Here is a 25,971-nt window from a genome sequence, read left to right as displayed (position 1 = left end):
GCGGCCGCCGCCCCCCCCCCCCCCCCGGCCCGGGGGGGGGGCGGCCCGCCGGGCGGGGGGGCCGCGGGCCCCCCCCCCCCCCCGCCCGGGCACGGTGGTCAGCCGTGGTCAGCGAGGAGGCCTTACGCCGTCCCCGTACGCACGCCCGTCAGATACGCGGAGACGACCACGTTCGCCGTGTACGTACCGGTCACGCGGTCGAAGGTGCCGCCGCAGGTGATCAGGCGCAGCTCGGCCCGGTCGGGCTTGTGCTGCCCGTACACCTTCCGCGCGTCGAAGCGGTCCCGTGGGTAGACCCGGACGTCGTCGATGGTGAATTCGGCGACCGATCCGTCCGTACGGGTCACCCGCACCGTGGCGCCGGGGCGGGCGGCGCTGAGGCCGTAGAAGACGGCGGGCCGGGTCTCGGTGTCGACGTGACCGACGAAGAGGGCCGCGCCCTCGGCGCCCGGCTGCGTGCCGGTGCGGAACCAGCCGACCGAATGGGGCATCTCGAACGGCGGCGGGTCGACCGCGCCCGACGCGTCCAGGCCGCGCCCGACGACCGGTGCGGCGATCCCGAGCGAGGGGATCTCGACCCGGCGCGGCTCGGCGGGCGCCAGGGGCCGGTGCGCCGGGGGCAGGGGTGCGCCGAGGGGGCGGCCGACGGCCGCGATGTCGCCGGTGGCGGGGGCCGAGGCGCCTCCGGGCCCCTCGGCGATCTCCCGGCCCCCGAGCCAGAGCCCCAGGACCAGGACCGCCCAGGCCGCGCCGGTCACCATCCGCCCGTGGCCGGACCCGGTACCGCTCCCGGTGCCGGTACCAGTACCAGTACCCGTACCGGGGTCGGACCCGCCCTCCGTACCGGGAGCGGACCCGCCCTCCGCACCAGGGTCGGACCCGTTCCCGGATCCGGCGGTCACCTCAGTCGCCCGCCCGGCGGCGGCGTGCGCTGCGGAAGGCGACGGCCACCGCCGCGACCGCGGCCAGGCCCAGGCCGACCAGGGTGTACGGCGTGCCGAGGCCGTTCTCGCTGGTGGTCTGGGCGACACCCGGTGCCACGGGTGCCGCCGGGACCGCCGCCAGGGCCGCGCCGCCGCCACCGGCCCGGACCGGGGCGTACGGGCTGGGGTGGTGCGTCGGCTGGTGCGTCGGCTGGTGGTGGGTGGGGTCGTGCGTGGGCTCGGGCTTGTGCTTCTCGACGTGGACCACGCCGACGTCACGGTGCTCCCGGCCGTCGCAGGTCACGCTGACCTTGTAGGTGCCGCGCTCGATGCCCGACTTGATCCTCGTGTCGCCGAAGAGGGGGTGGTCGCCGCCGTCACGCCCGGTGAGCTCGGCGTCGGCGGCGAAGGCCTTGGACCTGGCGGCGCCGCTCGTGCCCTTGCAGCCCTGCACGCGGACGTCGACGTCCGCACCGGGGCGGGCGGTGGACGGGGTGACGGTGACCTTGACGTCGCCCCCGGCGAAGGCGGTACCGGCCGTGGGTGCCAGTACGAGAATGACGGCCGCCCCTGCGGCACGCAGAGCAATGGGACCTGAACGCATCGTGACCTCCTGGTACTGGCAGGGTCACCCGGTTCGCCCGCTCCCGCATCCGCAGGGGTCCGGTCGGGTGTTCGACCGCTGTCCCCCGCGCGGGGCTAGATCCGGTCCACGAGGTCGGCGATCGAGTCGACGATCTTGGAGGGGCGGTAGGGGAAGCGGTCGATCTCCGCCTGGGTCGTCAGTCCGGTGAGTACGAGGAAGGTCTGCATCCCCGCTTCGAGGCCGGCCAGGATGTCGGTGTCCATCCGGTCGCCGATCATGGCGCTGGTCTCGGAGTGGGCGCCGATCGCGTTCAGGCCGGTGCGCATCATCAGCGGGTTCGGCTTGCCCGCGAAGTACGGGTCCTTGCCGGTGGCCTTCGTGATGAGCGCGGCGACGGAGCCGGTGGCCGGCAGCGGGCCCTCCAGGGAGGGGCCGGTCTCGTCGGGGTTGGTGCAGATGAAGCGGGCGCCGGCGTTGATGAGCCGGACGGCCTTGGTCATGGCCTCGAAGGAGTACGTCCGGGTCTCGCCGAGGACCACGTAGTCGGGGTCGTGGTCGGTGAGGACGTAGCCGATGTCGTGCAGCGCGGTGGTCAGGCCGGCCTCGCCGATGACGTAGGCGGTGCCGCCGGGGCGCTGGTCGTCGAGGAACTTGGCGGTCGCGAGCGCCGAGGTCCAGATGTTCTCCACCGGCACCTGGAGGCCCATGCGCGCGAGGCGGGCGTGCAGGTCGCGGGCGGTGTAGATGGAGTTGTTGGTGAGCACCAGGAAGGGCTTCTCGGTTTCCCGCAGCTTCTTGATGAACGCGTCGGCGCCAGGGATCGGAACGCCCTCATGGATGAGGACGCCGTCCATGTCGGTGAGCCAGGATTCGATCGGCTTGCGCTCTGCCATGTGCGGGGACTCCTGCCGTACAGAAATCGTGCGGTGTGCTGGGGACGCCGCGACAGCGCTGTGGCGACGCCCCCAGCCTAGGCCCTGCCCGCCCGCGCAGGCTGGGTCAGGGAGCGGGTTCTGGTGCGTGCAGCTGCAAGGCGGAGGAGGGAGTCATGGCGGAGCCATGGCGACCGACGACAACGCGGCAGATGTGCGTGCCAGGGCCCGCGAGCCCAGCCGGTGCGGGTGGGGAGGGCCTGGATCAAGAGGTCGTGACCTTGACCCCGTCGATCACCCAGTACCAGTTGTTGGAGCCGGTGTAGCGGAAGCGGAAGCTCACGGTGGACGCGCCCGTGGGGACGTTCACGGTGAGGGACTGGGGCTGGGAGATCACGTCGGAGGTGTAGCTCTTGACGACGGTCGGCGTGCCGCCGTTGAAGACCGCCTGGACCTGGGCGGTCTGGCTGCCCTCCTGGCGGTAGAAGGTGGTGAAGTCGAGGGTCGCCCGCGTCTTGCCGGAGACGCTGTACGCCGGGGAGACCAGCGTCGAGTCGTACGTACCGGAGAAGGACTTGTCGGCCCACTCGTCGGAGTCGGCGACGGCGAAGACGCCCCGGGCGCGGACGTTCAGCTCGCGGGACTGGTCGCGCTGGGTGCGGGACCAGAACTCGTCGGTGGCGAAGGCCCAGCCGCGCCACTCGGTCATGCCGCCCGTGCCCATGGCGTTGTTGATGACGGACCAGCCGCTGGGCGCGGTGTGGGTGAAGCCGAGGACGCCGGCCGGGATGCCGGTCTCGTCGACCCGCCCGGTGAGGGTGGAGTGCAGCGCGTCGAAGGGGTCGGTGGAGCGCTGCTGGATCGGCTTGCCGTCCAGGCCCCACGCGGGGTCGGGGACGATGCCGAGCTGGTGGAAGACGGTCGCGGCGACGTCCACGAGCCGGGTGTCGATGGGGCGGGCGCCGGCGGCGATGCCGGGGCCCTGCGCGAGGACGAACGTACGGCGCTCCTCGATCGCGGAGCCGCCGTGGCCGCCGCCGTCGGTGTGGCCGTGGTCGGTGGTGACCATGACCGTCCAGCGCTCGGTGGCGTAGGAGGGGCGGGCCTTGATCGCGGCGAGGAGGCGGCCGAGGTAGCCGTCCTGGACGGCGATGGCGTCGAGGTACTTCTGGCTTGCGGCGCCGTAGGAGTGGCCCATCTCGTCGGTCTCGCCGAAGTAGACGAAGAGGACGTCCGGGTTCTGGTTCCGGAGGATGTCCTCGGTGGCGTCGGTGATGACCTTGTCGTTGACCGCGTAGTTGTTGTTGTAGACGAGCTTGGCGTCGGCGCCGGGGGTGACCGTGCCGTGGGTGTCGAGCTCGGGCCAGTCGACGGCCGCGAAGAGCGAGAGGTTCGGGCGGACCTGGTTGAGGCGGGCCAGGAATCCGGGGTACTGGCCGTAGTTCTTGCCGGTGAAGGTGTTGTCCTTCACGCCGTGCTTGTCGGGCCAGACACCGGTGGAGATCGTCGACCAGCCGGGGCCGGAGGAGGTGGCGGCCATCGGGTTGGCGTAGAGCAGCGACAGGCCGTACGTGCCGTTCGCGATCAGGGACTTCAGGGTCGGCGCGTTGGCGGCGTCGATCCGGTCGTACCGCAGCCCGTCCATGCCGACGACGAGCACCTTGTCCTTGCTGGTGCCGTTCGGGAGCGTGGGGGCGGCGGTGGTGGCGGCGTGGGCGGCGGGCGCGAGGGCGGTGCCCGCGGCGACGACGGCGGCGGTGGCACCGGCCGCGGCGAGGACGCTGCGGCGGGACGGGCCGGTGGACGGGCCGGTGGATATGCCGGTGATCGGCATGTCGGATCCTCCGTAGGAAAGGGGGCGAGGACGCGCCAACGCCCCTGATTCCTCAGGGGCGTTGGTCCGTACCCGTTATCTTTCCGCGATGAACGGAGGTGTTCCAGGGGTGGTGAAGTGAACTCTTGGAAGCCCGCGGTGAGCTGCCGGTGTCAGCTACCGCTGGCAGCTACCTGCGTCAGCTACCGGTGGCCGTCTTCCACGCGTCGACGTACGCCGTCAGGTTCTTGTCGATGTCGGCCCAGTCCGGCTCGAAGAGCTCGACGCCCTCGATCAGCTTCGCCAGCTCGATGGCGTTGGCATCGGTCGCCTTGACGTCCTTGCGGGCCGGGAAGCCGCCGCCGACCGCGCTGACCTCGCGCTGGGCCTGCTCGGCGAGCATGAAGTCGAGCAGCTTCTTGCCGTTCTCGGTGTGCGGGGCCTTGTTCACCAGGCCGGCGGCGTACGGCAGGGCGAACGTGGTGGGCTTGCCGCCCTCCTTGGCCGGGAACCAGATGCCCAGGTTCGGCATGGACTTGGACTGCGCGAAGTTCATCTGGACGTCGCCGTTGGCGACGAGGATCTCGCCCTTGTCGACCTTGGGGGCGAGCTTGGAGGTGGAGGAGGACGGGCCGACGTTGTTGGCCTGGAGCTTCTTCAGGTACTCCATCGCCGGCTCCTGGCCGCCGAAGTCGTGCATCGCCTTGATGACGACGGCCGTGCCGTCACCCGCGACACCGGGGGTGGAGTACTGCAGCTTGTTCTTGAACTTGCCGTCGAGGAGCTCTTCCCAGGTCTTGGGGGCCTCGCTGAGCTGCTGCTTGTTGTAGATGAAGCCGAAGTAGTTGTTGACGACCGAGGTCCACTTGCCGTCGGCGGCCTTGTTCGCGCCGTCGACCTGCTCGGAGCCCTTCGGGGTGTACGCCTGGAGCAGCCCCTTGGAGTCGGCCTGCTGGATGAAGGGCGGCAGGGTCACGATGACGTCGGCCTGCGTGTTGTTCTTCTCGCGGACGGCGCGCTGCACCATCTCGCCGGAGCCGCCTTCGACGTACTTGACCTTGATGCCGGTCTCCTTCTCGAAGTCGGCGAAGACCTTGTCGTACCAGCCGTCGCCCTTCTCCCCCTTGAGACCGTCCGCGCTGTAGACGGTGACGACCTTCTCGTCGGAGGCGGCGGAGGAACCGCCGCAGGCGGTGAGGGTGGCGGCGAGGGCGAGGCTGCCGGTGACGGCGGCGATCGGCTTGACGAGCTGGGACGAGGTACGCATAACGTCGTTCTCTCCTGGGTGACTTAGCGGTAGGACGCTCAGCGGTAAGTGCTTAGCGGCAGGCGCCTAGCGGTAGGACGCCTTGGTGCGGATGCGGGAGACGGCGAGCAGGACGATCAGGGTCGTGGCCATGAGCACCACGGCGAGCGCCGAACCGGTGAAGAGGGAGCCACGGTCGGTGGCGGTGAAGATCAGCACCGGGAGCGGCAGCCAGTCCGGCGGGTAGAGCATCATCGTGGCGCTCAACTCGCCCATGGACAGGGCGAAGCAGAGCCCGGCCGCCGCGTTCAGGGACGGCAGCAGGAGCGGCAGCTTCACCCGGAGCAGGACGTACGCGGGACGGGCACCGAGGCTCGCCGCCGCCTGCTCGTACATCGGGTCGAGACGGAGGATGGCCGCCGAAACCGACTGATAGGCAAACGCCGTGACAAGAATGGTGTGCGCGAGGATCACGATCCAGCGCGTGCCGTTCAGCAGCACCGGCGGCTGCGAGAAGGCGACCAGGACGGCGAGCCCGACGACGACCGAGGGCACGGCGACCGGCAGCATGAACAGCGCGTCGAGGAACCGACGGCCGTTCTTCCGCAGGGAGTTGGCGACCAGGGCCGCCCAGGTGCCGATGGTCAGCGCGAGCAGGCTCGCGGTGACGGCCGTGACCAGGCTGGTGGTCAGCGCCTGCAGCGACTCGCCGCGCACGGCGGCCGTGTAGTGCTCGGCGGTCGGCCCGGAGGGGAAGGCCCCGGACCAGTTGGTCGAGAACGACGCGGCGAGGATCACCAGGAGCGGGAGGGCGAAGAGCGGCACGAAGAGGACCGCGAAGAGGGCCCAGGTCGTCCACTTGCCCGTACGGCTATGCACCAACACGGCGGCTCACCACCCGGTAGAGGCCGTAGAGGCCCACGGAGATCGCGACGTTGACGACGGCGACGACACAGGCGGCGGCGTAGTCGGATTCGAGGATGGCCTTGCCGTAGACGAGCATCGGGAGGGTCGTGACGCCCTTGGCGCCGGTGAAGAGCACGATCCCGAACTCGTTGAGGCACATGACCAGGACGAGGCTGCCGCCGGCGGCGAGCGCGGGCAGCGCCTCGGGCAGGATGACCTGCCGGATGATCCGGAGCGGCTTCGCCCCGAGGGAGGAGGCGACCTCCAGCTGCGCGGTCTCCATCTGCGAGAACGCGGCGAGCAGGGGGCGCATCACGAAGGGCGTGAAGTACGTGATCTCGGCGAGGAGGACGCCCCAGGGCGTGGTCAGGAACTGGAAGGGCCCGGTCTCGGCGCCCGTGAGGTCCGTCCACAGGCCGTTGCCGATGCCGACGGTGCCGTAGAGGAAGAGCAGGGCGAGGGTGATCAGGAAGGACGGGAAGGAGAGGAAGACGTCGATGAACTTCGACACCGCCTTCCCGCCGGGGAACGGTACGAACGCGATGATCAGCGCGAGCACGAACCCGAGGACCAGACACCCGACGGTCGCCCCGACGGCCAGCCACACGGTGGTACCGAGCGCCTCCCGGAACGCCGAGGACCCGAAGACATCGGCGTACGCACCGGGGGCGAGGGACTCCTGGACGACGAGGGCGAGCGGGTAGAGAAAGACGAGCGCGAGAACGGCGACGGGGGGCAGGGCCCACAAGACCGTTGTGGGCATACGTTCCGCAGGGGCGGAACGGGTGGGCACAACGGACGGCGCCTTTGCGGGCGCCTCCGCCCCAGGTGCCCCGCCACGACGCCGCTCGGCCGTCATGACCGGTGCGGACGGGTCACCCATCGGACACCCCGGCCCCCAGCAGCACCCCGTCCTCCGGCGCGAAGTGCAGCGTGACCTCGTCACCGAGCGCCGGCGTCTCCCGCAGTTCACGCACGTCCGCCTTCACCCGCTGCCCCGCCACGTCGACGTACAGCCGATGCGTGGACCCCCGCCACTGCACCTCCGCGATCCGCCCCCGCAGCGCGTTCGGCCCCTCGCCGAGGCCGATCAGGTGCGGCCGTACGCAGAGGGTGGCGGCGGCCCCGGGGGCCACGCCGTCCGTGGGGACCTTCAGCTCGGCGCCGCCGAAGGCGACCCCGCCCACCCCCACCGTCACCGGCAGCAGGTTCGCGTTGCCGACGAAGGACGCGGTGAACTCCGTACGAGGACGGCGGTACAGGTCCTGCGGCGTGCCGCAGTCCTGCAGCCGGGCCTTGTCCATGACCGCGATCCGGTCCGCGAGGGTCAGCGCCTCGACCTGGTCGTGGGTGACGTACAGGATGGAGACGTCCGGCAACTCGCGGTGGAGGCGCGCCAGTTCGGCGAGCATCCCGGAGCGCAACTGCGCGTCGAGCGCGGAGAGCGGCTCGTCGAGGAGCAGGACGTTGGGGCGGATGGCGAGCGCGCGGGCGATCGCGACGCGCTGCTGCTGGCCGCCGGACAGCTCGCGCGGGTAGCGCTTCGCGTAGGCGGCCATCCCGGTCATCTCCAGGGCCTCGGCGACCCGGCCGGGGATCTCGCCCTTCGGCGCCTTCTGCGCCTTCAGGCCGAAGGCCACGTTGTCCTCGACCCGCATGTGCGGGAAGAGGGCGTACTGCTGGACGACCATCCCGATCCCCCGCTTGTGCGGCGGAAGGGCGGTGACGTCGCGGTCGCCGATGAACACCCGCCCGGAGACCGGCTGCACGAACCCGGCGACGGCGCGCAGGGCGGTGGTCTTGCCCGAGCCGGAGGGCCCGAGGAGGGCCATGACCTCGCCCGGCTCGACGGTCAGGTCGAGGGAGTCGAGGACGGTGTGGTTCCCGTACGCGACGGAGACGGAGTCGAACCGGATGCCGCTGCGGGCGCCGGTCACGGCGGCCGGCTTCAGGGGCGCGGTCGTCGCTTGGCCGGGAGCCGTCGTGGCTGGGCCTGGCGCCGTCACCGGTCCGCCTCCGCCCGGGCTATCGCCGCCGGCAGGTCCGCGACCGACCCGAGGACGTGCGTGGCGCCGTGCTCCTTGAGCGCGGCCTCGTCGTGCGCGCCCGTCAGGACGCCCGCGACGATCCCGGCGCCCGAGCGGACACCGCTGAGCATGTCGTACGAGGTGTCGCCCGCGACCGCGATGTGCCGGACGTCGTCGACGGCTCCGGTACGGAGGAAGGCGCCGAGGACCATGTCCGGGTAGGGGCGGCCCCGGCCGCCCGCGTCCGCCGGGCAGAGGGTCAGTTCGACCAGGTCCCGCCAGCCGAGGGCGTCCAGGATGGCGTCCTGGGTGACCCGGGCGAACCCGGTGGTCAGGACGACGGTCCGGCCCTGGCCCTTCAGCTCGTCGATCGCCTCGGCGGCTCCGGGGATCGGCGCGATCAGGCCACCGGCGACGAGCTCTCCGTACGCCTCCTCGAAGGCGACGTTGGCCTGCTGGGCGCGGGTCTCGTCGCCGCCGAAGAGGTGGCGGAAGACGGAGATCTTGGACTCGCCCATCGTGGCGCGTACGTAGTCGATCATCGTGGCCGGGTCCTCGCCGAGGCGCTCGGCGGCGGCGCTGAACGCCCGCTCGACGAGACCGCCGTCGGCGACGGTGGTACCGGCCATGTCGAGGACGACGAGGTTGTGCTTGTGGATGTCGGTCATGGTGTTCACCAGCCCAGTTCGTCAGCGGTCGTTTCGGCGATGGCGGGCGAGCAGGTCATGCCGCGTCCGCCGGGTCCGGTCACCAGCCACACGCCCTCGCGGACCTTCTGGCGGTGCACGACCCGCGTGGTGTCGGTGCACTGCGCGTACACGCCCGCCCAGCGTCGCCGGATCTTCGGCAGCGGGCGGCCGAGGAAGGACTCGACGACGCGGACAAGGTGCTCGTAGGGGTCTTCGAGGGTGTCGAAGGCGAAGGGGTGCTCGTACTCGTGCGTGTCGCCGATGGTCAGTCCGCCGTCGAGCCGCTGCACCATCAGGAGCTGCATCTTGTGCGCGGCGGCGGTCGGGTCCTGGGCCTGGCCCGAGTTCAGGGCGTCCAGGGCCTCGGACTTGTACGCCGGGTAGTAGCGGAAGGAGTCGGCGTCGGCGACGGAGGTGGTCAGCGGCTCGCCGAGCGGGTCGGTCTGCATCATCTGCAGGCGGACCTTGCGGACCGGGATGTCGCCGGCGATCTCGCGGACCAGGCCGCTGAGCGCGGCGCCGGTGGCGAGGACGACGGCGTCGCCGGTGTGGACCTCGCCGCGGTCGTCGCGGACGGCGGCGTTGCGCATGCCCTCGGCGCCGGAGACGTCCCGGACCTCGCGGTTCGGCAGGAAGGTGTACTTCCCGGAGGCCAGCAGGGCCTTGCGGAGGGCGAGTTGGGCGGTGCGCGGCTCGACGGCCGCGTCGCGCTCGCAGAACAGCGCGGCCTTGAAGTCACCGCGCAGGGCGGGGTTGACCTGGCGCGCCTCGTCGGGGTTAAGCAGCTTGTAGCCGCGCGCCGCCGCGTCGGGCCGGGCCAGGGCGGCCTCGGCGACGGCCAGTTCGAGGTCGTTGCGCACGGGGGTGAGCGAGCCGATGGCCCGGAAGCCGAGCCCGGGGACGCGGGCGCCGATGCCCTCCCAGAGTTCGCGGGCGCGCAGCGCGGTGTCCAGCTCCTCTCCGCCCGCGCGGCCGCTCACCCATATCTGGCCGAAGTTGCGGAGCGAGGCCCCGCGCGCCTCGGCCTCGCGCTCGATGTGTACGACCTCGTGGCCGCGTTCCACTGCGTGCCAGGCGTGCATGGTTCCCACCACGCCGGCTCCTACGACGATCACCTTCATGCCGTTCACGGTCCTGGGGGTTGGTGACCCGGAACGATCCGGATGGCAACGGGACGGTGAACGGGGCGACAAGGTTGGCCTAGACCCGTTATCTTTCTGTGATCTGACGGGGTCCTCGGGGGCTCTCGTCGAGGCCTGGTTCAGCGAGTCAGCCCAGTCAGCCCTGATGGCCGAGGTGCGCGGTGAAGCTGAAGCGATCGCCCCGGTAGAGGGTGCGGACGCGCTCCAGCGGGCTGCCGGAGGTGTCCCGGGAGATCCGGTGGATGAGCAGCATCGGCAGGGCGGGCGGGGTGCCGATGAGCAGGGCCTCGCGGGGCGTGGCGAGCACGGTCTCGATCCGCTCGTCGGCGTCGCCGAAGGTGATGCCGAGCTGCTCGCGGAGGTAGCGGTAGAAGGAGGAGTCCGGGTCGAACTCGCTGTCCAGGCGCGGCGCGCGGGCCACGGACACGTACGTGCTCTCCAGGCCGACCCGCTCGTCGTCGGCGAGCAGCACGCGCTCCATGTGCCAGACGGGCTCGCCCCGTTGGACCCCGATCTCGGGCGCGAGGGCGTCGGGGCAGGGGAAGCGGTCGAGCGTGATGAGGGTACGGCCGGGGGTGCGCCCCTGCCGTCGAACGCCTTCGGTGTAGCTGGCGAGCGAGAGCGGCTGCTCCAGCTTCGGCCCGGCGACCACGGTCCCGCGCCCCTGGCGGCGCAGCCGCCCTTCGAGGAGCAGCTCGCGCAGGGCCTGCCGGACGGTCTCCCGGGAGACCTCGTAACGGACGGCGAGGTCCCGCTCGGTGGGCAGGAGCCCGCCTTCGCCCAACTCGTCTATCAGCAAGGCGACTTTCGCCTTCACCGCGTAGTACTTGGGGATGCGGCCGTGCTCGGGGATGCCGGAGCGGATGGGTGCGCCAGGTGCCTGGTCGTTCGGGTAGTCCACTGGGGGATGCTCGCAGATGGGAATGAACGGGAGGGTGTACGGAGGGTGGCGCGGCGGGGCGGTACGGAGTCAGGTCCGTCGCTGTCCGTGGCGTCCTCGTCGTGCGTGCCGTCCTCGTCGGGCCGAGACGAGCAGGGCCACGCCCGTGAGCAGCAGCGCACCGGAGGCGGGGAGCAGGAGGCCGGTCGACTCGTCGGCGGTCTGGGCGAGTTCGGGCCGCGCGGGGTCGGGGGCGGGGACGGACGGGCTCGGGAGGCCGGTGTCGCCGCGCGGCGGGGTGGCCTCGGCGGGGTCGGACTCCGTGTCCTCCTCCGTCCCCTCGGCGGCGATGGTCAGACGGTAGTCGCCGGACTCGCCGACCCAGTCGCCGTCGTCGCCCCGGCGCTGCACGATCGCCGCGTTGGCCACGACCTCGTTGGGCGCGGTGCCGTCACGGAAGGCGAGCCGGACGCCGACGGTGAGGGTGCGGCCGGCGGGGACGGAGAAGCCGGCGAAGGGAGGGAGGGCGGAGGAGTCGGGGAGGCCCGCGGCGGAGGGGCCGGTGGCCGAGGGGGAGGTGGCTGCGGGGCCGGTGGCTGCAGGGCTGGCGGCTGCGGCGCTCGGCGAATCCGCGAAGACCCCCACGTTCTCGTCCTCCTCGGTCCCCTCGAACGTCACCGGGCGCCAGCGCCGGGCCTCGGAGTCGTAGAAGTCGAGGCGGATCTGCGCGGGTTGGAGGACCCGGTCGCGGTCGGCGAGGGCAAGCACCGGGTGGATGCCGTGGCAGGGCTCCGTGGTGGTGTTGGTGAGGTCGACCTCGAAGGTACGGAAGCCGGCACCGGGGACGTACGTGCCGGGCCCGCCGTGGATGCGGGTGTCGATCGGGAAGTCGCGGTCCGTCGCCTTGCCGCAGGTGGGGGCCAGGGCGGCCCGGTTCGGCCCGGGTTCCGCCGAGGAGGGGCCGACGGCGAGCGCGAGGACGGAGGTTCCGGTCGTCGCCGCCGTGACACCGAGGGCGAGGGCGTTGCGCAGTCGCATGGGCGGGTGCCTTTGCTGCTCGCGGGCGTACGGGACGGCCGCGACGCTGCCACACGGGCGGGGCGGGTCCGGGCAGCGACGCGGGGCGCGCGCCCGGACGGGCCGCACGTTCCGCCCGATCAGCCTATTTTCCGAAGATCGGAGCGAGGATCAGCTGCGCCGCGCCCTCCGCGACGGCGTACGGAGACGTGGCACCGGAGACCGGCGTACCCAGGCCCGCCCCGGCGAGGACCGCGCCGACGCCGCCCACGAACGCCTCGGGGTCACCGGCCACGACCCGGCCCCCGAGCACGACCCGGTCGATGTCGAGGAGCCGTACGAGATTCACGGCACCCGTACCGAGGACGCGCGCCGCCTCGGGCACGTCACCGCGCGCGACGGCCGCCAGGCAGAGGACCTCGAGGCAGCCGCGCCCGCCGCAGCCGCAGGGCGGCCCGTCGAGCAGGACGGTCTGGTGCCCGAACTCCCCCGCCCCGGTCCTGACCCCCCGGTGGAGGGCGCCGCCGAGGACGAGCCCGGAGCCGAGCCCCGTACCGAGGTGGAGGTACGCGAACGAGTCGGCGGTGGGGGCGGTGGAGCGCAGGGCGAGGCCGAGGGCGGCGGCGTTGGTGTCCTTGTCGAGGGCGACGGGCAGCCCGAGCCACCGCGCGAGCTCCTCCCGGAGCGGAACGCCCTCCCACTCGGGAAACCCGGTGACGCGCCCGGGCGTACCAGAGAGATGGTCGAGCGGCCCGGGCATGGCGACCCCGACCCCGAGAACGGCGGGCCCGGCGCCGGAGTGGTCCGAGCCAGGGCCATGGGCACCGCCCACGGCCGCCCCGACGTCACCCGGCGGAACGCCCGCGACGGCCCCGACGTCACCCGACGCCGCACTCGCCAGGGCGCCAACCTCCCCGGGCGTACCCGGCGCATCCGGCGCACGCGCCACGGCCCCGACCCCACTCGGCGCCGCACTCACCACGGCCCCAACCTCCCCTGGCGCACCCGGCCCACCCGGCGCCGCACCCACCACGACCCCGACCCCACTCGGCGCCGCACCCACCACCGCCCCGACCTCCCGCGCCACCACCTCGAAGACGGCCTCCGCCCCCGCGCCCAGGTCCAGGGGGGTCCGCCGTACCGCGACCCGTACCCCCGCCAGGTCCACCAGGACGGACGTCAGCTCGTCGCGGTCCAGGTGGACGCCGACCGCGTACGCGGCGGAGGGGACGAGGCGCAGGACCGTACGGGGCTTGCCGCCCGTCGATGCGCGGTGACCCGCCTCCCGGACCAGCCCTTCCCCACGCAGCCGCGCCGTGATCTTGCTGACGGCCTGCGGGGTGAGCCCGGTCCGTTCGGCCAGTTCGAGGCGGCTGATCCCGGCCTCGCCCGCCGTTCGCAGCAGGTCGAGGACGAGGGCCGCGTTGTGGCTGCGCAGGCCGGGCAGATTGACTCCGGCGTCCGACAGCGCGCGCCTGACTTCCCTGTTCACCACGTTCACCACGTTCACCACCCCATTGTCGCTCGCGCTTGCACTTTGGCAACAGCGTTGCTTAAGTGGAAGCATGACCGACACCGCCCCCCTCCGCGTAGGACTCGTCGGCTACGGCCTGGCGGGCTCCGTCTTCCACGCCCCGCTGATCACCGCCACCGAGGGCCTCGTCCTCGACACGGTCACGACCGGCAACCCCGAGCGCCAGGCGCAGGCCCGGGCCGCGTACCCCGGCGTACGGATCGCGGACGCCCCCGAGGAGCTGTGGGCGCGGGCGGACGACCTCGATCTGATCGTCGTCGCCTCCCCCAACAAGACGCACGTGCCGATCGCCACCGCCGCGCTCACGGCCGGCCTCCCGGTGGTCGTGGACAAGCCGGTGGCCGGTACGGCCGCCGAGGCGCGCGGGCTCGCCGCGCTCGCGGAGGAGCGGGGCCTGCTCCTCTCGGTCTTCCAGAACCGCCGCTGGGACAGCGACTTCCTGACTCTGCGCGGCCTGCTCGCGGAGGGCGCGCTGGGCGAGGTCCAGCGCTTCGAGTCCCGGTTCGAGCGCTGGCGACCGCAGCTCAAGGGCGGCTGGCGCGAGTCCGGGGCCCCGGAGGAGATCGGCGGTCTGCTGTACGACCTCGGCAGCCACGTCGTCGACCAGGCGCTGGTGCTGTTCGGCCCGGCCGTCCGGGTGTACGCGGAGTCCGACGTGCGCCGCCCCGGCGCCGAGGCGGACGACGACACGTTCATCGCGATCACGCACGCGAACGGCGTCCGCTCCCACCTGTACGTGAGCGCCACGACGGCTCAGCTGGGCCCGCGCTTCCGCGTCCTGGGGTCCAGTGCCGGGTACGTGAAGTACGGGCTCGACCCCCAGGAGGGCGACCTGCGCGAGGGCCTGCTCCCCGGGCCCGGCGTGGCGTGGGGCGTGGAGCCGGAGTCGCTGTGCGGCCGCCTCGGCGCCGGCGAGTCCCCGCTGACCGGCGGCGGCCTGCCGGTGGAGTCGGTGCCGGGCGACTACCCGGCGTACTACGCGGCCGTCGCCGCCGCGGTCCGGGGCAGCGGTACGAACCCGGTCACGGCCCACGAGGCCGCGGCGGCCCTGGACGTACTCGAGGCGGCTCGCCGCTCGGCCCACGAGGGAATCACGGTGACGCTGTGAGCTCGGCGAACGAGATCCCGGTCCTGGAGGCCCAGGAACGGAACCTGGTCCTCCCCCGCTTCACGTACGAGGACGCGTGGGCGCTGGGCTCCCTCCTCGTCGAGCTGGCGAGCGAGCGCGGCGCGCCGGTGGCGATCGACATCCGGCGCGGCGCGCAGCAGCTCTTCCACTGCGCGCTGCCGGGTTCGAGCGCGGACAACGACGCCTGGATCGACCGCAAGCGCCGGGTGGTGGAGCGGTACGGCGAGAGCTCGTTCCTGGTCGGGGCCCGCTTCCGCGCCAAGGGGACGACGTTCGAGGCGTCCTCGCGCCTGGACCCCGACCGGTACGCCGCGCACGGCGGTTCGTTCCCGCTCGCGGTCCAGGGCGCGGGGGTGATCGGCTCGGTCACGGTGTCGGGGCTGCCACAGTCGGAGGACCACGCGATGGTGGTGGAGGCGCTGGAGCGCTTGCTGACTTCGTACGCGGTAGACGCCTGAGACCACTTGAGGCCGATGAGCATGCCCCCCAGCGGGGCCATGCTCATCGGCGCATCGGGCCTCAGGCGTCCTTGAGCTCCTGCCGCTGACGCCCGAGCCCGTCGATCTCCAGCTCCACGACGTCACCGGCACGCAGGTACGGCTTGGGCTCGGGCTGCCCCATGGCGACGCCGGCCGGGGTGCCGGTGTTGATGATGTCGCCGGGGTACAGGGTCATGAACTGGCTCACGTACCGGACGGCCTCCGCGACCGGGAAGATCTGGTCGGAGGTGTGGCCGTCCTGCTTCAGCTCGCCGTTGACCCAGAGCCGGAGGCCGAGGGCCTGCGGGTCCGGTACCTCGTCGGCGGTGACGAGCCACGGGCCGAGCGGGTTGAAGGTCTCGCAGTTCTTGCCCTTGTCCCAGGTGCCGCCGCGCTCGATCTGGAACTCGCGCTCGGAGACGTCGTGCGCGATCGCGTAGCCGGCGACGTGGGCGAGGGCCTGCTCGTCGGTCTCCAGGTAGCGGGCCGTGCGGCCGATGACGATGGCGAGCTCGACCTCCCAGTCCGTCTTGGTGCTGCGGCGCGGTACGAGCACGGTGTCGTCCGGGCCGACGACGGTGTCGGGGGCCTTGAGGAAGACGACGGGCTCGGCCGGGGTCGCGGCACCGGTCTCGGCGGCGTGGCCGTGGTAGTTCAGCCCGATGCACACGACCTTGCCGATCCGGCCGACCGGCGGACCGATCCGCAGACCGGTCGCGTCGAGCGCGGGCAGCACGCCGGCGGCGAGGGCGGCCCGGATCCGGTCGAGGGCGGCCCCGTCGGCAAGGAGACCGCCGTCGACATCACCGACCAGCGCGGACAGATCGCGCAGCGTGCCGTCCTCGTCGAGCAGGGCGGGCCGCTCGGCACCCACCGGACCGACTCGCAGCAGCTTCATGGTCTTCTCCCTTGGTCGGGTCGGGCCCGAAGTGCGGCCCTCGTGACACCCGGCCGATGGGTTGCGGCCATCGGAGGTTGGTCGATCCTCCAAGAGTTCGGACCACTCTGCAAGACCCCGTTCACGGACTGGACCCTTACGCGCGAGTAGCAAGGACACCCACGGCGGGCTGGTCGCGGTAGAGGAGGGCCCGCTCGAAGACGGTCCAGGTGGTGCTGGTGACGACGTAGAGGGCGGCGGCGAGCGGAACGACGGCGACGGTGATGAGGGTGGCGAAGGAGAGCAGCGGCATGAGCTTGTTGATGGTGTCGGCGCCGGGCGTGTCCGGAAGGCCGGTGTTCAGCGGCTGGGTGGCGAGCTGCCGCTTCGTACGCCGGAAGTTGAACGTGGCGACTGCGGCGACGATCGCGAAGAGCACGAGATAGACGAGCCCGGCGGGACCGAACACGCCACCGGCGGCGAGGGCGTCGGCGTAGTGATCACCGAGCGGGGCGGCGAAGAGGCTGTGCCCGGCCATGCGGTCGCCGGCGAACAGGTGGTACATGAGGAGGAACGCGGGCGCCTGGAGGAGGCTCGGCAGGCAGCCGGCGAAGGGCGAGACCTTCTCCTTGGCGTGCAGCTCCATGACGGCCTTCTTGAGCCGCTCGGGGTTCTTGGAGTGCTTGGCGCGCAGCTCGGCGAGTTGCGGGGCGAGCCGGACGCGGGCCTTCTGGCCGCGGGCGGCGGCGCGGGAGAGGGGGTGGATGGCGAGCCGGACGACCATGGTGAACAGGACGATGGCGGCGGCGGTCGCGGTGGTGGCGAAGAGCGGTTGGAGCAGGTCGGCGAGACGCTCGACCAGGGTGGCGAAAACGGACATGGGGACCCTCCGGGGGCCAGTCGTGCCGGATGAGAGAAGAGATCGGCATGACGAGTCCGCGCAGGATGAAGAGGAGGTACCGCTGACGCAGTACGACTGATGCCTACGCGGCCGCCGGAAGGAGACGTCCGGGTGCCCGGGGCCGACGGCGCCCGGAGGCGTCGGGGTCGCGTTGGGGCAGGAAGGCGGTGCGTTGCTCGCGGTCGCGCAGGGCGGTGCGTACCCGCGTAGGGGGCACGGGCGCGGGAGCGTGGGCGCCGATGAGGGCGCAGACGACGCTGGTCGCGGCGAGGGCGACGGCGGCGGAGAGGCTGGAGCCGTCGGCGAGGAAGAGCTCACCGAGAGCGAGGAGGAAGAAAACGGGAGCGGCGATGCGCAGCAGAAGACTCCCCATCACAGCTCCTTCCTCAGCCAGTACTCAGGTCGTACAGACCGTTATACACGTAATGCGGCTAGACCCGCTTGGCCCACACGACGAGACGGTAGGCGGAGCTGAATTCGGGGGTGCAGGTGGTGAGGGTGAGGTAGGCGCCGGCCTCGGAGTAGCCGTAGGAGGGCTTGACGAGGGAGCGGGGGACGGGCTGGATGACGCCGGTGTCGCGGGGCGAGGTCTGGGCGAGGACGCGATCGACGACGTACTCGTACGAGGCGCCCCGGGTCTGCACCTGAATACGGTCCCCCTTCCTGAGCCGGTTGATGTAGCGGAAGGGCTCGCCGTGGGTGTTGCGGTGCCCGGCGAGGGCGAAGTTGCCGGTCTGGCCGGGGGCGGCGGTGTTCGGGTAGTGCCCGACGTACCCGCGATCGAGGACGGAGCGCTTGGAGACGCCGCGGGCGATGGGGGCGGTGAGGCCGATGCGGGGAATGCGAAGGATGGCGTAGGCGGGGGTGGAGGGAGGCGCGAGGTCGATGCCTGGAGGGGGCGAGGAGGCCCCGGAACCGGAGCCAACAGAGGAAGGCAAGGCTGAGGGCGAAGACGAAGGCGAAGGAGACCCCCCACCCCCTATCACCCCCGGCTCAACCCCTCCCTCAAACTCCCGCTCAAACTCCCGCTCAAGGACGCGAACCTGCTCGCCGGCCTGGGCGCGGGCCTGCTGGTTGGTCCACCAGAGCTGGTGGACGACGAGCAGAAGGATGACGACGCCGCAGGTGACGACGGCTTCGGCGGCGGCCCACAGCAGGCGGGCGGGTGTGCTCCGCACCCCGCGCGTCTGGACGACGACCGGCACTCTGTCCCGCACCCTGGCCCGCACGCGGGGCACGATAGGTGCTGGGGCGCCAACTCTCCAGGGCCGTACAGCAGTACGGTGGTCGGCATGCGCCCCGACATGCCTGCCGACCACGCCACCGAAGCCGAGCGCCTGCTGCGCACCGCCGGACGGTACCCCGAGGACCAGGAAGCCCTGCTTCTCCAGGCGGCGGCCCACCTGGAACTGGCGGGCGACCGCACGAGGGCGACGACGCTGTACGACGAACTCCTGTCGTCGTCACCGTCGAACCCGCACCTGATCAGGTCGCTGAAGGCGGCGAACCTGTGGGAGTACGGCCACGAGGCGGAGGCGAGGGCGATCATCGAGGGCCTGCGTACGGCGATGCCCTCGGACGCCGGGGCGTGGGAGATCATGGCGGAGACGCTGGAGGCCCACGACGAGCTGGCACTGGCGGAGGAAACGGCGACGCAGGCGGCAACCCTCCTGACGCGGGATGTATCAGGCCCGGACCTCCCCCACCCCACCCAATCCCTCCTGGTGACCCGCCACAGGATCCGCCGGATGCTGGCGCTCCCGCACGACGACTGGGACACCCTGGCGGACACCCTGCACACGGCGGCGGTCCCGTTGGACGAGCTCCACGACCCGAAGCGCTTGTGGTCGCTGGGCTCGTCGGACCCGGCGGAACTCCAGGCGGAGATCACCCGTCTCCGCAGCGAACTGGGCTCCTACCGCACGGCCCTCTCCCGCCCGTTCCCGGTGGCGGTCCTCCACTGGCCGGAGGCGGAACTGGACGAGCTCCTGACCTCGTACCCGGAACTGGAATCCGAGTACCCCACCTACCGCGCCCACCTCACGGACATCGAAGCCTCCCTCCGCGAACTGGCCGCAGCCGGCACCCCCAACCTGGGCATCGTCCCAGCCACGGTCCCCTCCTACGAAGCCTTCGCCGCCTCAGAATCCTCCTCCCCCGCAAACGCAGACCTCCTCCCCCAATACACCACCACCCTCGCGGCCCGAGGCCGCGCAACCCCGTGGCCTCCGGCCCGGGGGGCGTCTTGCTGGTGCGGGTCGGGGCGGACTTACGGGGAGTGCCACGCGGCGGAGTGACCGCCGGTCGACCTCCTCGCGGAAGCAGCACGTAGGGCCATGGCCTGATCTTGACTCGTCATGCCAGCTCTGCGAACGGCTTCTCTGTGACGCCTGATATCACTGAGGTCTGAACGGGGAGGGGACAACAGTGGCTGGTCCGATCGATACCAACGAGCCGATCTCGGGGCTCTACGAGCAACTCATCACGCTGCGTCTCGAGCAACAGCTCAAGGGTCTGACAGATCAGGGCTGGCATGCGATCGACGACGTCATTGGAGCCGAGTCCGCGCCCCATGTCATCGCGCGGCACGTCGCGGACACGACGCGGCGCATCCTGGAGCGTCTGCCCGCAGCTGAGCGCGTTCACGCGGCCAACCACATCCTCGAATCGATGAACAGCATCGAGGGCGCTCGCGAGTGGGTCGACCTCGTGTCCGACGGCCCCCGCCAGCTACTCGCCATCGCCGAGCAAGAGGCCAAGGGCGTCTACAAGATCAGGCCTGCGACTCCACTCTCCGAGACCGCGCTCATCACCAACTCCCCGGACGACCCGAGCCTGGGCTTTGAGCTCCGAGCCGAGCTCGCCACGGCCGACCGGGTAGACCTCCTCTGCGCGTTCGTAAAGTGGCACGGTCTGCGAGTCATCGAGCAGTCACTCGAAGCGGCCCACGCAAGAGGCGTTCCGATCCGCGTCATCACGACGACCTACATCGGTGCCACTGAGCGCAGAGCGCTGGACCGTCTCGTCCAGCGGTTCAACGCACAGGTGAAGGTCAACTACGAGTTGCGCTCCACTCGACTCCATGCAAAGGCATGGCTCTTCCGACGAAACAGCGGCTACGACACGGCGTACGTGGGCAGCTCCAATCTGTCCAAAGCTGCGCTCCTCGACGGCCTGGAGTGGAACGTCCGCCTGTCATCCATCGCCACCCCAGATGTGCTGCGCAAGTTTGAAGCCACGTTCGACTCCTACTGGAGCGATTCCGCATTCGAGCCGTACGACCCCGACCACGACTCGAGCCGCCTCGACGAAGCCCTCCAGATCGCCGGCCGCGGCCCCAACAGCACCGCAGGACGCCACATCACCCTCTCGGGACTTGAAGTGCGGCCGTATCCCCACCAGCGGGACATGTTGGAACGCCTCGAAGTCGAACGCGAAGTACATGGCCGCCACCGCAATCTGCTCGTTGCAGCCACGGGCACCGGCAAGACCGTCATGGCCGCGCTCGACTACAAGCATCTGAGGGCGAAGTACGGGAGCGACCTCAGGCTTCTCTTTGTCGCCCACCGCCAGGAGATCCTCCGCCAGTCACTACGGACGTACCAAGACGTCCTGGTGGATGCCAACTTCGGTGAAGAGATGCACAGCAGCATCGTCCCGGAGCAGTGGAAGCACGTCTTCGCGAGTGTTCAGTCGCTCAACGCTGGCGCTCTCGAACGGTTCGCACCTGACCACTTCGACGTCATCGTCATCGACGAGTTCCACCACGGGGTCTCCCCTACCTATCGGAAGATCATCGACCATTTCACGCCCCGCGAGCTCCTCGGCCTCACGGCCACGCCGGAGCGGATGGACGGCCGCAACGTCCAGGACGAGTTCTTCGACGGCCGCATCGCGGCGGAGATGCGTCTGTGGGAAGCGCTGGAGAACGACCTGCTGAGCCCGTTCCACTACTTCGGTGTCACAGACAACACCGACATGAGTGCCATCACTTGGAAGCGCGGGGCGTACGACGCCTCAGCCCTGAGCAACCTGTTCACCGGCAACGACGCACGTGCCCGACTCGTCGTCCAGGCAGTGATGGACAAGGTCACGGACCCAGGGTCCATGCGTGCCCTCGGCTTCTGCGTCTCAGTCGCCCATGCCCACTTCATGGCGGACTTCTTCTGCCGCGCTGGCCTCAAGGCCGTGGCGCTCTCTGGGGAGTCGCCGCGAGACGAGCGCAGGGATGCGCTCGCCGCGCTCAGCTCGGGGGAGATTCAAGTGATCTTCTCCGTCGACCTCTTCAACGAGGGCTTGGACATCCCGGACGTCGACACACTCCTTCTGCTGCGCCCGACATCAAGCGCCACGGTCTTCTTGCAGCAGCTCGGCCGTGGGCTTCGCCGCAGCGAAGGCAAGGCGGTTCTCACCGTTCTCGACTTCATCGGCCAGCACCGTAAGGAGTTCCGCTTCGAGGAGCAGTTCCGCGCCCTGACCAACCTGACGCGCAACCGCCTGCTCGCAAACATCGAGCATGACTTCCCCCAGCTTCCGTCTGGTTGCCAGATCGTCCTTGAGCCCAAGGCCAAGGACTTGATCATCGACAACATCCGCAGCCAGCTCAGCATCAACGTCACGCAACTCGCTCGTGAAGTGAGCCGGTACGGAGAGTCCCGGCTGTCGGACTATCTGGGGGAGAGTGGACGCGAGCTCAAGGAGATCTACCGCGGCAACGGCAACTCATGGACTGGCCTACTGCGCCGCTCGGGCTTGCTCCCCAGCGCCGGCCCAGAAGGCGAGGAAGCGCTCCTCAAGCGAGTCTCCGCGCTCCTTCATGTCGACGACCCTCGACGGGTCGAGGCCTACGCCAAGCTCCTTGCCGACGACGCCCCTCCCTACAGCGAACTCAACGAGATCGAGCGCGCCTACGCCCGCATGCTCTACTTCTCGCTGTGGCCTCTGGGTGGATTCACCAGCTACCAGGACGCACTGGACTCCCTGCGCCCCCAGGACGCATTCCGCGACGAAGTGCGCCAGGTGCTTGCGCACGTCCTTGACCGCACCGACCACGTCCCCATCCCGCTCCTCGGCCCCCTCGCCGACCTCCCACTGACGGTCCACGCCTCGTACAGCCGGGAAGAAATCCTCCCCGCTCTGGGCCAGTCGTTCATCGGCGGCTTCATGCCGGGGCACTTCCGCGAGGGAGTGAAGTGGTGCGAGGGCATCCAGACGGACTCGCTGCTGATCACGCTGGAGAAGGACGAGAAGGACTTCTCCCCACAGACCCGCTACCGGGACTACGCGCTGAACGACAACCTCTTCCACTGGGAGTCCCAGAACCAGACGTCGGACACGTCCCCCACAGGCATCCGCTACCAGACCCACAAGGAGAACGACTCCCACGTCCTCCTCTTCGTCCGCCGCTACAAGAAGACAGACATAGGCGGACCCCACCCCTGGATGCTCCTGGGGCCCGCCGACTACGTCGAACACAAGGGCAGCAAGCCCATGGGCATCACATGGAAGCTCCGACACGAGCTGCCCGCCGACGTCCTGACCTACTCGGCAATAGCCGCAGGCTGATTTGGAATCGACCCGCCACGTCACGGTGGGACCGAAAGCCGTGATACTGGCGGGCTTCCACTCACTCTGCGGAGTTGGTGATGCCGTCGACGACTTGAGTGATCTCCTTGACCACTCCGGTGCCGGCTTCGATCGCAGTCTGCACCTGCGTTGCGCCTGCCGTGAACACAACTGACGCAGTCACGAGACCCAGGAACGCCCTCTTCCATCTGCCACCGGCTTGAGCGTCCACGCCCGCCAGCATCGTCGACGCTTGGGTAAGGGAACCCAGTACCTGATTGGTTTCGCGCGAGACTCTTGCCACCCCGAAGAGCTCAGCGTGCTCGATGAGCCAGAGAAGGTGCGTGATCTGAGCAGCAATCTCGTTCTTGAGAGCGGCAGGAAGCTCAGAGTCTGAGGTGTCAGCAAGAATCTCGAGCCATGAGCGACAACTCTCCGCGAGCTCCTCCAAGTTGGACCCGCTCGGTGCAGCACTCGTGCCGCGCATCGCGGTCTCCAGCAGGTCTGCTGCCGACGCCAGGTGATCGAGCGTCTCTTGCCCCACCAACACGCTTGCTGGGCGCCCTCTATCGGACCAACTCAGATCCGGCTGCATCACAGCAGTCCACCACTGGGGGAAGTAGCGCGAATATCTGACTCTCTGCGCCTCAGGCAGAGCATGGATCTGCCGAATCGTCTCCGAGAGCAATGCACCGACCTCGGCATGCCGTCGGGCAAACTCGCCGGAACCCCACTCGGCTTCGAGTACTGCAACCCATCCATCGCGAAAATTCTGGGCGCCGGAACCCCACACCCGCGACAGAATCTCGTACAAGCCGTGCGGACTTGTAACGGAAGCTGTATTCCCCATCCCCCCACCTTGCGATTTGAGCACCACGCCAGTAAGCGAATAAGTTATCAGACCGACCTTACGAACCTTGACGGACGCTCAGCGCACCCGAGGGCAACCCATCGGCACATACCGGACAGATCGATGATTAACGACCATTCCGACTGAACCGATCGGCCTACCAACCCAGAATCCGGCACAATCGCGCAACGGCGCGCGTGGGGCGCTATTCTCGTGCGAAACTCGGGGAGGATAGCCATGGCCATCATCAAGCACGCCGCCCGCCAGACCCTTGGGCAACTCATAGGGGCCAACAACCCTCCGGTCGAAGTGCCGGATGATAGTCAGCGCCAATACGCTTGGGGGAAGCGTGAGGTCGACACTTACTGGGCCGATATTCAGAAGTTCATGCGCGCACGCCGAACGGGGACCAAGGCGTCCTCAGAGTATTTTATCGGCCCTATCGTCACCATAACTGACGACAAAATAACCAGCCGATCCCTCCTGGACGGCCAGCAGCGGCTCACCACCTCGACCATCCTGATTGCCGCCATCAGGGACACACTTGGAACCATGGCTTCAACAGAGGCGCGGGTCATGGCGAACAACATCCAGCGAGATTACATTGCCCGCAAGGATGGTCGACATTCTCAACCCCAATACTTCCTGACCCTCTCACTCTTCGATCGGGATTTCTTCAAGGACTTCGTCCAGGACTGGAATGAGACCACCGGGAAAATTTCCCAGACGGAGATACCGTCGCGCCCCTCCCACAAGCTCATCCAGGACGCATACTCGATATTCGAAGGACACATATCCGCATCTCTAACCTCCAAACCTTCCGATGACGAGCGAATCGACTGGCTTGAGGAGCTCAGGGATTGCCTGGTGAAGGGGCTCGTTTTCGTTGAGGTGCAGACACCGACCTCAAGCGACGCCAATGAGGTATTCGAAACTATTAACTCCCGAGGAAAAGACCTGTCCACAGTCGATCTCGTTCGAAACTTCCTCATGGAGAAGAGTCGCAACGATGACGAAAAGAGCCGTGTCAACACCGCTTGGCGTTCGCTCCTCGATGGCTTCGAGCGTCGAGAGGACATCGAGAAGTTCTTGCGTCATTTCTGGGTCGCCGGCCACGGCGATGTGCGGTCACACAGCCTGTACACCACCATCAGGAAAGAACTGACCCAGCGCTTCGATACAGAGCTTCCACGGTACGAGGTGCGGACCTTTGCCGCGGAACTTCAGAACGCGTCCGGAAAGTACATCGAGTTGATCACGTCCGGGACAGGACTTGAGACACTCGACAGTCTTCTGGACGAGGTCAAGACCCTTGGGGCCGATGCCGCGTATCCCCTCCTCCTTGCTGTATCGACAAAGTCCGAGTACAGCGAGGTTGCGAAGATCGCTCAGGCGCTCATCAGCTACTACGTGCGCTGGACAGTTGTCGGCCGGCGCGAGTCAACTCTGCTTGAAGAAAAGCTGTTTGACCTGGCCAAGCAGGTGAGCTCCGGAATCTCCCTGTCGAGCGCATTCGAGCAGATCGTCAGCTGGACGCCGGACGACACGGCGTTCCAATCCGACTTCGAGAAGACTCAGATCCCGAGGAGCACGCAGGCACGCTACCTGCTCACCGCAATCGAGCAGTTCCTCCGACAGCGCGACGGGGTGGACGACGTCATGGTGGCCGGTACGAACACCGTTCACGTGGAGCACATCTATCCGCAGTCGCCCGAGGCGGAATACCGCCTCAACGACCATGCAGCATGGGTGAATAGGATCGGAAACCAGACCCTGCTCCACGGGAGGAAGAACCGCATAGCCTCCAACAAGGCATACCCCGAGAAGGCCGACGCGTACGGCTCGTCATCCTTCCTCATCACTCAGGGAACCGGAGTCAGTCGCCTCTGGGATGCTGATGGCGACGGCTGGCGCACCCGGGGCATCCAGGAGCGGCAGGCCGACCTTGCGAAGCTCGCCATCGACGTGTGGCCGATCGGCCTGCGAGACGCGAACCACCTCCCTTCCTAGCTAGTAGGCGGGCATTACGCTCGATGTCAGACCCACTCCTCCAGGAAGGCCCCGCCATGCCCCGCATCCCCGCCCCCGCCATAGCCGCCGCCGGGCTCGTCGGTGGTTACGCCGTTGCTCGGTGGAGCAAGAAGCGGCCGCTCGGTGGGGTCGTGCTTGCGGCTGCCGGGGCGGTTTCCGTGCGGGAGTGGCAGCAGGTCGCGGGTGGGAAGGCTGCCGCTGGGCTTGCCGCGGCGTATGTTGCCGCGTTCGCCGGGTCGCATCCGCTTGCCAAGACGGTGGGGGCCTGGCCCGCTGTGTTCAGGGTGGCCGGGGCGATGGCCGGAACCTCGTGGGTCGTTACCCGGAGCGCCAAGGGCTGAACGGGGCGGAGGTCCCGTCCGTATTGAACGGTGCCCCTCCCCATGGGTGGCGGGGGGGGGGGGCCGCCCCCCCCCCCCCCCCCCCCCCCCCCCCCGCCCCGGCGACGGGGCGGGGCCCCGGGGGGGGGGGTGTGGCCGGGGGGGCCCCCCCCCCCCCCCCCCC

24 protein-coding genes are annotated in these 25,971 nt (G+C 69.7%); 6 read left to right on the top strand and 18 right to left on the bottom strand.

The window, feature by feature from the left end; translation table 11 throughout:
• Positions 1–122: 122 nt before the first annotated feature.
• The 13 genes from ACFWRO_RS24105 to ACFWRO_RS24045 form a co-directional block, all read right to left on the bottom strand.
• Positions 123–761 (bottom strand): class F sortase, encoded by a 639-nt coding sequence (locus ACFWRO_RS24105; protein WP_384513127.1) that lies wholly within the window; start codon positions 759–761, stop codon positions 123–125.
• Between the two features lie 142 nt (positions 762–903).
• Positions 904–1,527, bottom strand: coding sequence for a hypothetical protein (locus ACFWRO_RS24100; protein ID WP_384513126.1), 624 nt, complete (start codon positions 1,525–1,527; stop codon positions 904–906).
• A 95-nt stretch (positions 1,528–1,622) separates the two neighbouring features.
• The gene (locus ACFWRO_RS24095; protein ID WP_384513125.1) at positions 1,623–2,402 is read right to left on the bottom strand and encodes an HAD-IIA family hydrolase; all 780 of its coding nucleotides are present in this window, start codon (positions 2,400–2,402) and stop codon (positions 1,623–1,625) included.
• A gap of 244 nt (positions 2,403–2,646) precedes the next feature.
• Entirely contained in the window at positions 2,647–4,215 is a 1,569-nt protein-coding gene (locus ACFWRO_RS24090) for an alkaline phosphatase family protein (protein ID WP_384513124.1), read from the bottom strand.
• Between the two features lie 178 nt (positions 4,216–4,393).
• Entirely contained in the window at positions 4,394–5,461 is a 1,068-nt protein-coding gene (locus tag ACFWRO_RS24085; protein ID WP_384513123.1) for a 2-aminoethylphosphonate ABC transporter substrate-binding protein, read from the bottom strand.
• A 66-nt stretch (positions 5,462–5,527) separates the two neighbouring features.
• Positions 5,528–6,325, bottom strand: coding sequence for an ABC transporter permease subunit (locus ACFWRO_RS24080; protein WP_362011698.1), 798 nt, complete (start codon positions 6,323–6,325; stop codon positions 5,528–5,530).
• The gene (locus ACFWRO_RS24075) at positions 6,312–7,109 is read right to left on the bottom strand and encodes a 2-aminoethylphosphonate ABC transporter permease subunit (protein ID WP_384513122.1); all 798 of its coding nucleotides are present in this window, start codon (positions 7,107–7,109) and stop codon (positions 6,312–6,314) included. Before ACFWRO_RS24075 ends, ACFWRO_RS24080 begins: the two co-directional genes overlap by 14 nt.
• A gap of 112 nt (positions 7,110–7,221) precedes the next feature.
• Entirely contained in the window at positions 7,222–8,283 is a 1,062-nt protein-coding gene (locus tag ACFWRO_RS24070) for an ABC transporter ATP-binding protein (RefSeq protein WP_384513121.1), read from the bottom strand.
• A gap of 65 nt (positions 8,284–8,348) precedes the next feature.
• Positions 8,349–9,041 carry a phosphonatase-like hydrolase gene (locus ACFWRO_RS24065; protein ID WP_384513120.1) on the bottom strand — a complete coding sequence of 231 codons (693 nt, stop codon included), beginning with the start codon at positions 9,039–9,041 and terminating at the stop codon, positions 8,349–8,351.
• Positions 9,042–9,046: 5 nt separating this feature from the next.
• Complete coding sequence (locus tag ACFWRO_RS24060; protein ID WP_384513119.1) at positions 9,047–10,183, bottom strand: TIGR03364 family FAD-dependent oxidoreductase; 1,137 nt, start codon at positions 10,181–10,183, stop codon at positions 9,047–9,049.
• A gap of 157 nt (positions 10,184–10,340) precedes the next feature.
• Positions 10,341–11,105, bottom strand: coding sequence for a GntR family transcriptional regulator (locus tag ACFWRO_RS24055; protein WP_384513118.1), 765 nt, complete (start codon positions 11,103–11,105; stop codon positions 10,341–10,343).
• Between the two features lie 69 nt (positions 11,106–11,174).
• The gene (locus ACFWRO_RS24050) at positions 11,175–12,122 is read right to left on the bottom strand and encodes a hypothetical protein (RefSeq protein ID WP_384513117.1); all 948 of its coding nucleotides are present in this window, start codon (positions 12,120–12,122) and stop codon (positions 11,175–11,177) included.
• A gap of 124 nt (positions 12,123–12,246) precedes the next feature.
• Positions 12,247–13,611, bottom strand: a complete 1,365-nt coding sequence (locus ACFWRO_RS24045; RefSeq protein ID WP_384513116.1) for an ROK family protein — start codon at positions 13,609–13,611, stop codon at positions 12,247–12,249.
• A 55-nt stretch (positions 13,612–13,666) separates the two neighbouring features.
• On the opposite strand from ACFWRO_RS24045, the gene ACFWRO_RS24040 reads away from it, so the two are divergent.
• Together ACFWRO_RS24040 and ACFWRO_RS24035 are read left to right on the top strand one after the other, a co-directional pair.
• Entirely contained in the window at positions 13,667–14,743 is a 1,077-nt protein-coding gene (locus tag ACFWRO_RS24040) for a Gfo/Idh/MocA family oxidoreductase (protein WP_384513115.1), read from the top strand.
• A complete protein-coding gene (locus ACFWRO_RS24035; protein ID WP_384513114.1) occupies positions 14,740–15,222 on the top strand; it encodes a heme-degrading domain-containing protein in 483 nt (160 codons plus the stop codon). The genes ACFWRO_RS24040 and ACFWRO_RS24035 overlap by 4 nt, the downstream gene beginning before the upstream one ends.
• 61 nt (positions 15,223–15,283) lie before the next feature.
• Here ACFWRO_RS24035 and ACFWRO_RS24030 read toward each other — a convergent pair whose 3' ends face one another.
• From ACFWRO_RS24030 to ACFWRO_RS24015, 4 genes are all read right to left on the bottom strand, one after another.
• Entirely contained in the window at positions 15,284–16,141 is an 858-nt protein-coding gene (locus ACFWRO_RS24030) for a fumarylacetoacetate hydrolase family protein (RefSeq protein ID WP_384513113.1), read from the bottom strand.
• Positions 16,142–16,277: 136 nt separating this feature from the next.
• Positions 16,278–17,000, bottom strand: coding sequence for a YidC/Oxa1 family membrane protein insertase (locus tag ACFWRO_RS24025; protein WP_384513112.1), 723 nt, complete (start codon positions 16,998–17,000; stop codon positions 16,278–16,280).
• A gap of 103 nt (positions 17,001–17,103) precedes the next feature.
• Positions 17,104–17,394 (bottom strand): DUF6412 domain-containing protein, encoded by a 291-nt coding sequence (locus tag ACFWRO_RS24020; RefSeq protein ID WP_384513111.1) that lies wholly within the window; start codon positions 17,392–17,394, stop codon positions 17,104–17,106.
• Between the two features lie 58 nt (positions 17,395–17,452).
• Entirely contained in the window at positions 17,453–18,250 is a 798-nt protein-coding gene (locus ACFWRO_RS24015) for a class E sortase (RefSeq protein WP_384513110.1), read from the bottom strand.
• Positions 18,251–18,313: 63 nt separating this feature from the next.
• Between ACFWRO_RS24015 and ACFWRO_RS24010 the strand changes: the two genes are divergently transcribed.
• Together ACFWRO_RS24010 and ACFWRO_RS24005 are read left to right on the top strand one after the other, a co-directional pair.
• Complete coding sequence (locus ACFWRO_RS24010) at positions 18,314–19,318, top strand: SEC-C metal-binding domain-containing protein (protein WP_384513109.1); 1,005 nt, start codon at positions 18,314–18,316, stop codon at positions 19,316–19,318.
• 130 nt (positions 19,319–19,448) lie between these two features.
• On the top strand, positions 19,449–22,586 hold the full coding sequence (locus tag ACFWRO_RS24005; RefSeq protein ID WP_384513108.1) for a DUF3427 domain-containing protein: 3,138 nt from the start codon (positions 19,449–19,451) through the stop codon (positions 22,584–22,586).
• Positions 22,587–22,647: 61 nt separating this feature from the next.
• Here the strand turns inward: ACFWRO_RS24005 and ACFWRO_RS24000 are convergent, their stop codons facing one another.
• Positions 22,648–23,400, bottom strand: coding sequence for a hypothetical protein (locus ACFWRO_RS24000; protein ID WP_384513107.1), 753 nt, complete (start codon positions 23,398–23,400; stop codon positions 22,648–22,650).
• A 273-nt stretch (positions 23,401–23,673) separates the two neighbouring features.
• Between ACFWRO_RS24000 and ACFWRO_RS23995 the strand changes: the two genes are divergently transcribed.
• Both ACFWRO_RS23995 and ACFWRO_RS23990 read left to right on the top strand, forming a co-directional pair.
• On the top strand, positions 23,674–25,446 hold the full coding sequence (locus ACFWRO_RS23995) for a DUF262 domain-containing protein (RefSeq protein WP_384513106.1): 1,773 nt from the start codon (positions 23,674–23,676) through the stop codon (positions 25,444–25,446).
• A 56-nt stretch (positions 25,447–25,502) separates the two neighbouring features.
• On the top strand, positions 25,503–25,808 hold the full coding sequence (locus ACFWRO_RS23990; protein WP_384513105.1) for a hypothetical protein: 306 nt from the start codon (positions 25,503–25,505) through the stop codon (positions 25,806–25,808).
• The last annotated feature ends 163 nt before the right edge of the window (positions 25,809–25,971 follow it).

The sequence above is a fragment of the Streptomyces sp. NPDC058579 genome (assembly GCF_042718575.1).
GTDB lineage: Bacteria > Actinomycetota > Actinomycetes > Streptomycetales > Streptomycetaceae > Streptomyces.
This window is presented reverse-complemented; position numbering and strand designations above follow the sequence as displayed.

What these genes read in the sequence shown, in the direction of transcription:
- ACFWRO_RS24105 (WP_384513127.1), bottom strand. Translation starts at nt 761, where the DNA reads ATGGTGACCGGCGCGGCCTGGGCGGTCCTGGTCCTGGGGCTCTGGCTC.
- ACFWRO_RS24100 (WP_384513126.1), bottom strand. Translation starts at nt 1,527, where the DNA reads ATGCGTTCAGGTCCCATTGCTCTGCGTGCCGCAGGGGCGGCCGTCATT.
- ACFWRO_RS24095 (WP_384513125.1), bottom strand. Translation starts at nt 2,402, where the DNA reads ATGGCAGAGCGCAAGCCGATCGAATCCTGGCTCACCGACATGGACGGC.
- ACFWRO_RS24090 (WP_384513124.1), bottom strand. Translation starts at nt 4,215, where the DNA reads ATGCCGATCACCGGCATATCCACCGGCCCGTCCACCGGCCCGTCCCGC.
- ACFWRO_RS24085 (WP_384513123.1), bottom strand. Translation starts at nt 5,461, where the DNA reads ATGCGTACCTCGTCCCAGCTCGTCAAGCCGATCGCCGCCGTCACCGGC.
- ACFWRO_RS24075 (WP_384513122.1), bottom strand. Translation starts at nt 7,109, where the DNA reads ATGCCCACAACGGTCTTGTGGGCCCTGCCCCCCGTCGCCGTTCTCGCG.
- ACFWRO_RS24065 (WP_384513120.1), bottom strand. Translation starts at nt 9,041, where the DNA reads ATGACCGACATCCACAAGCACAACCTCGTCGTCCTCGACATGGCCGGT.
- ACFWRO_RS24060 (WP_384513119.1), bottom strand. Translation starts at nt 10,183, where the DNA reads ATGAAGGTGATCGTCGTAGGAGCCGGCGTGGTGGGAACCATGCACGCC.
- ACFWRO_RS24050 (WP_384513117.1), bottom strand. Translation starts at nt 12,122, where the DNA reads ATGCGACTGCGCAACGCCCTCGCCCTCGGTGTCACGGCGGCGACGACC.
- ACFWRO_RS24040 (WP_384513115.1), top strand. Translation starts at nt 13,667, where the DNA reads ATGACCGACACCGCCCCCCTCCGCGTAGGACTCGTCGGCTACGGCCTG.
- ACFWRO_RS24030 (WP_384513113.1), bottom strand. Translation starts at nt 16,141, where the DNA reads ATGAAGCTGCTGCGAGTCGGTCCGGTGGGTGCCGAGCGGCCCGCCCTG.
- ACFWRO_RS24025 (WP_384513112.1), bottom strand. Translation starts at nt 17,000, where the DNA reads ATGTCCGTTTTCGCCACCCTGGTCGAGCGTCTCGCCGACCTGCTCCAA.
- ACFWRO_RS24020 (WP_384513111.1), bottom strand. Translation starts at nt 17,394, where the DNA reads ATGGGGAGTCTTCTGCTGCGCATCGCCGCTCCCGTTTTCTTCCTCCTC.
- ACFWRO_RS24010 (WP_384513109.1), top strand. Translation starts at nt 18,314, where the DNA reads ATGCGCCCCGACATGCCTGCCGACCACGCCACCGAAGCCGAGCGCCTG.
- ACFWRO_RS23995 (WP_384513106.1), top strand. Translation starts at nt 23,674, where the DNA reads ATGGCCATCATCAAGCACGCCGCCCGCCAGACCCTTGGGCAACTCATA.
- ACFWRO_RS23990 (WP_384513105.1), top strand. Translation starts at nt 25,503, where the DNA reads ATGCCCCGCATCCCCGCCCCCGCCATAGCCGCCGCCGGGCTCGTCGGT.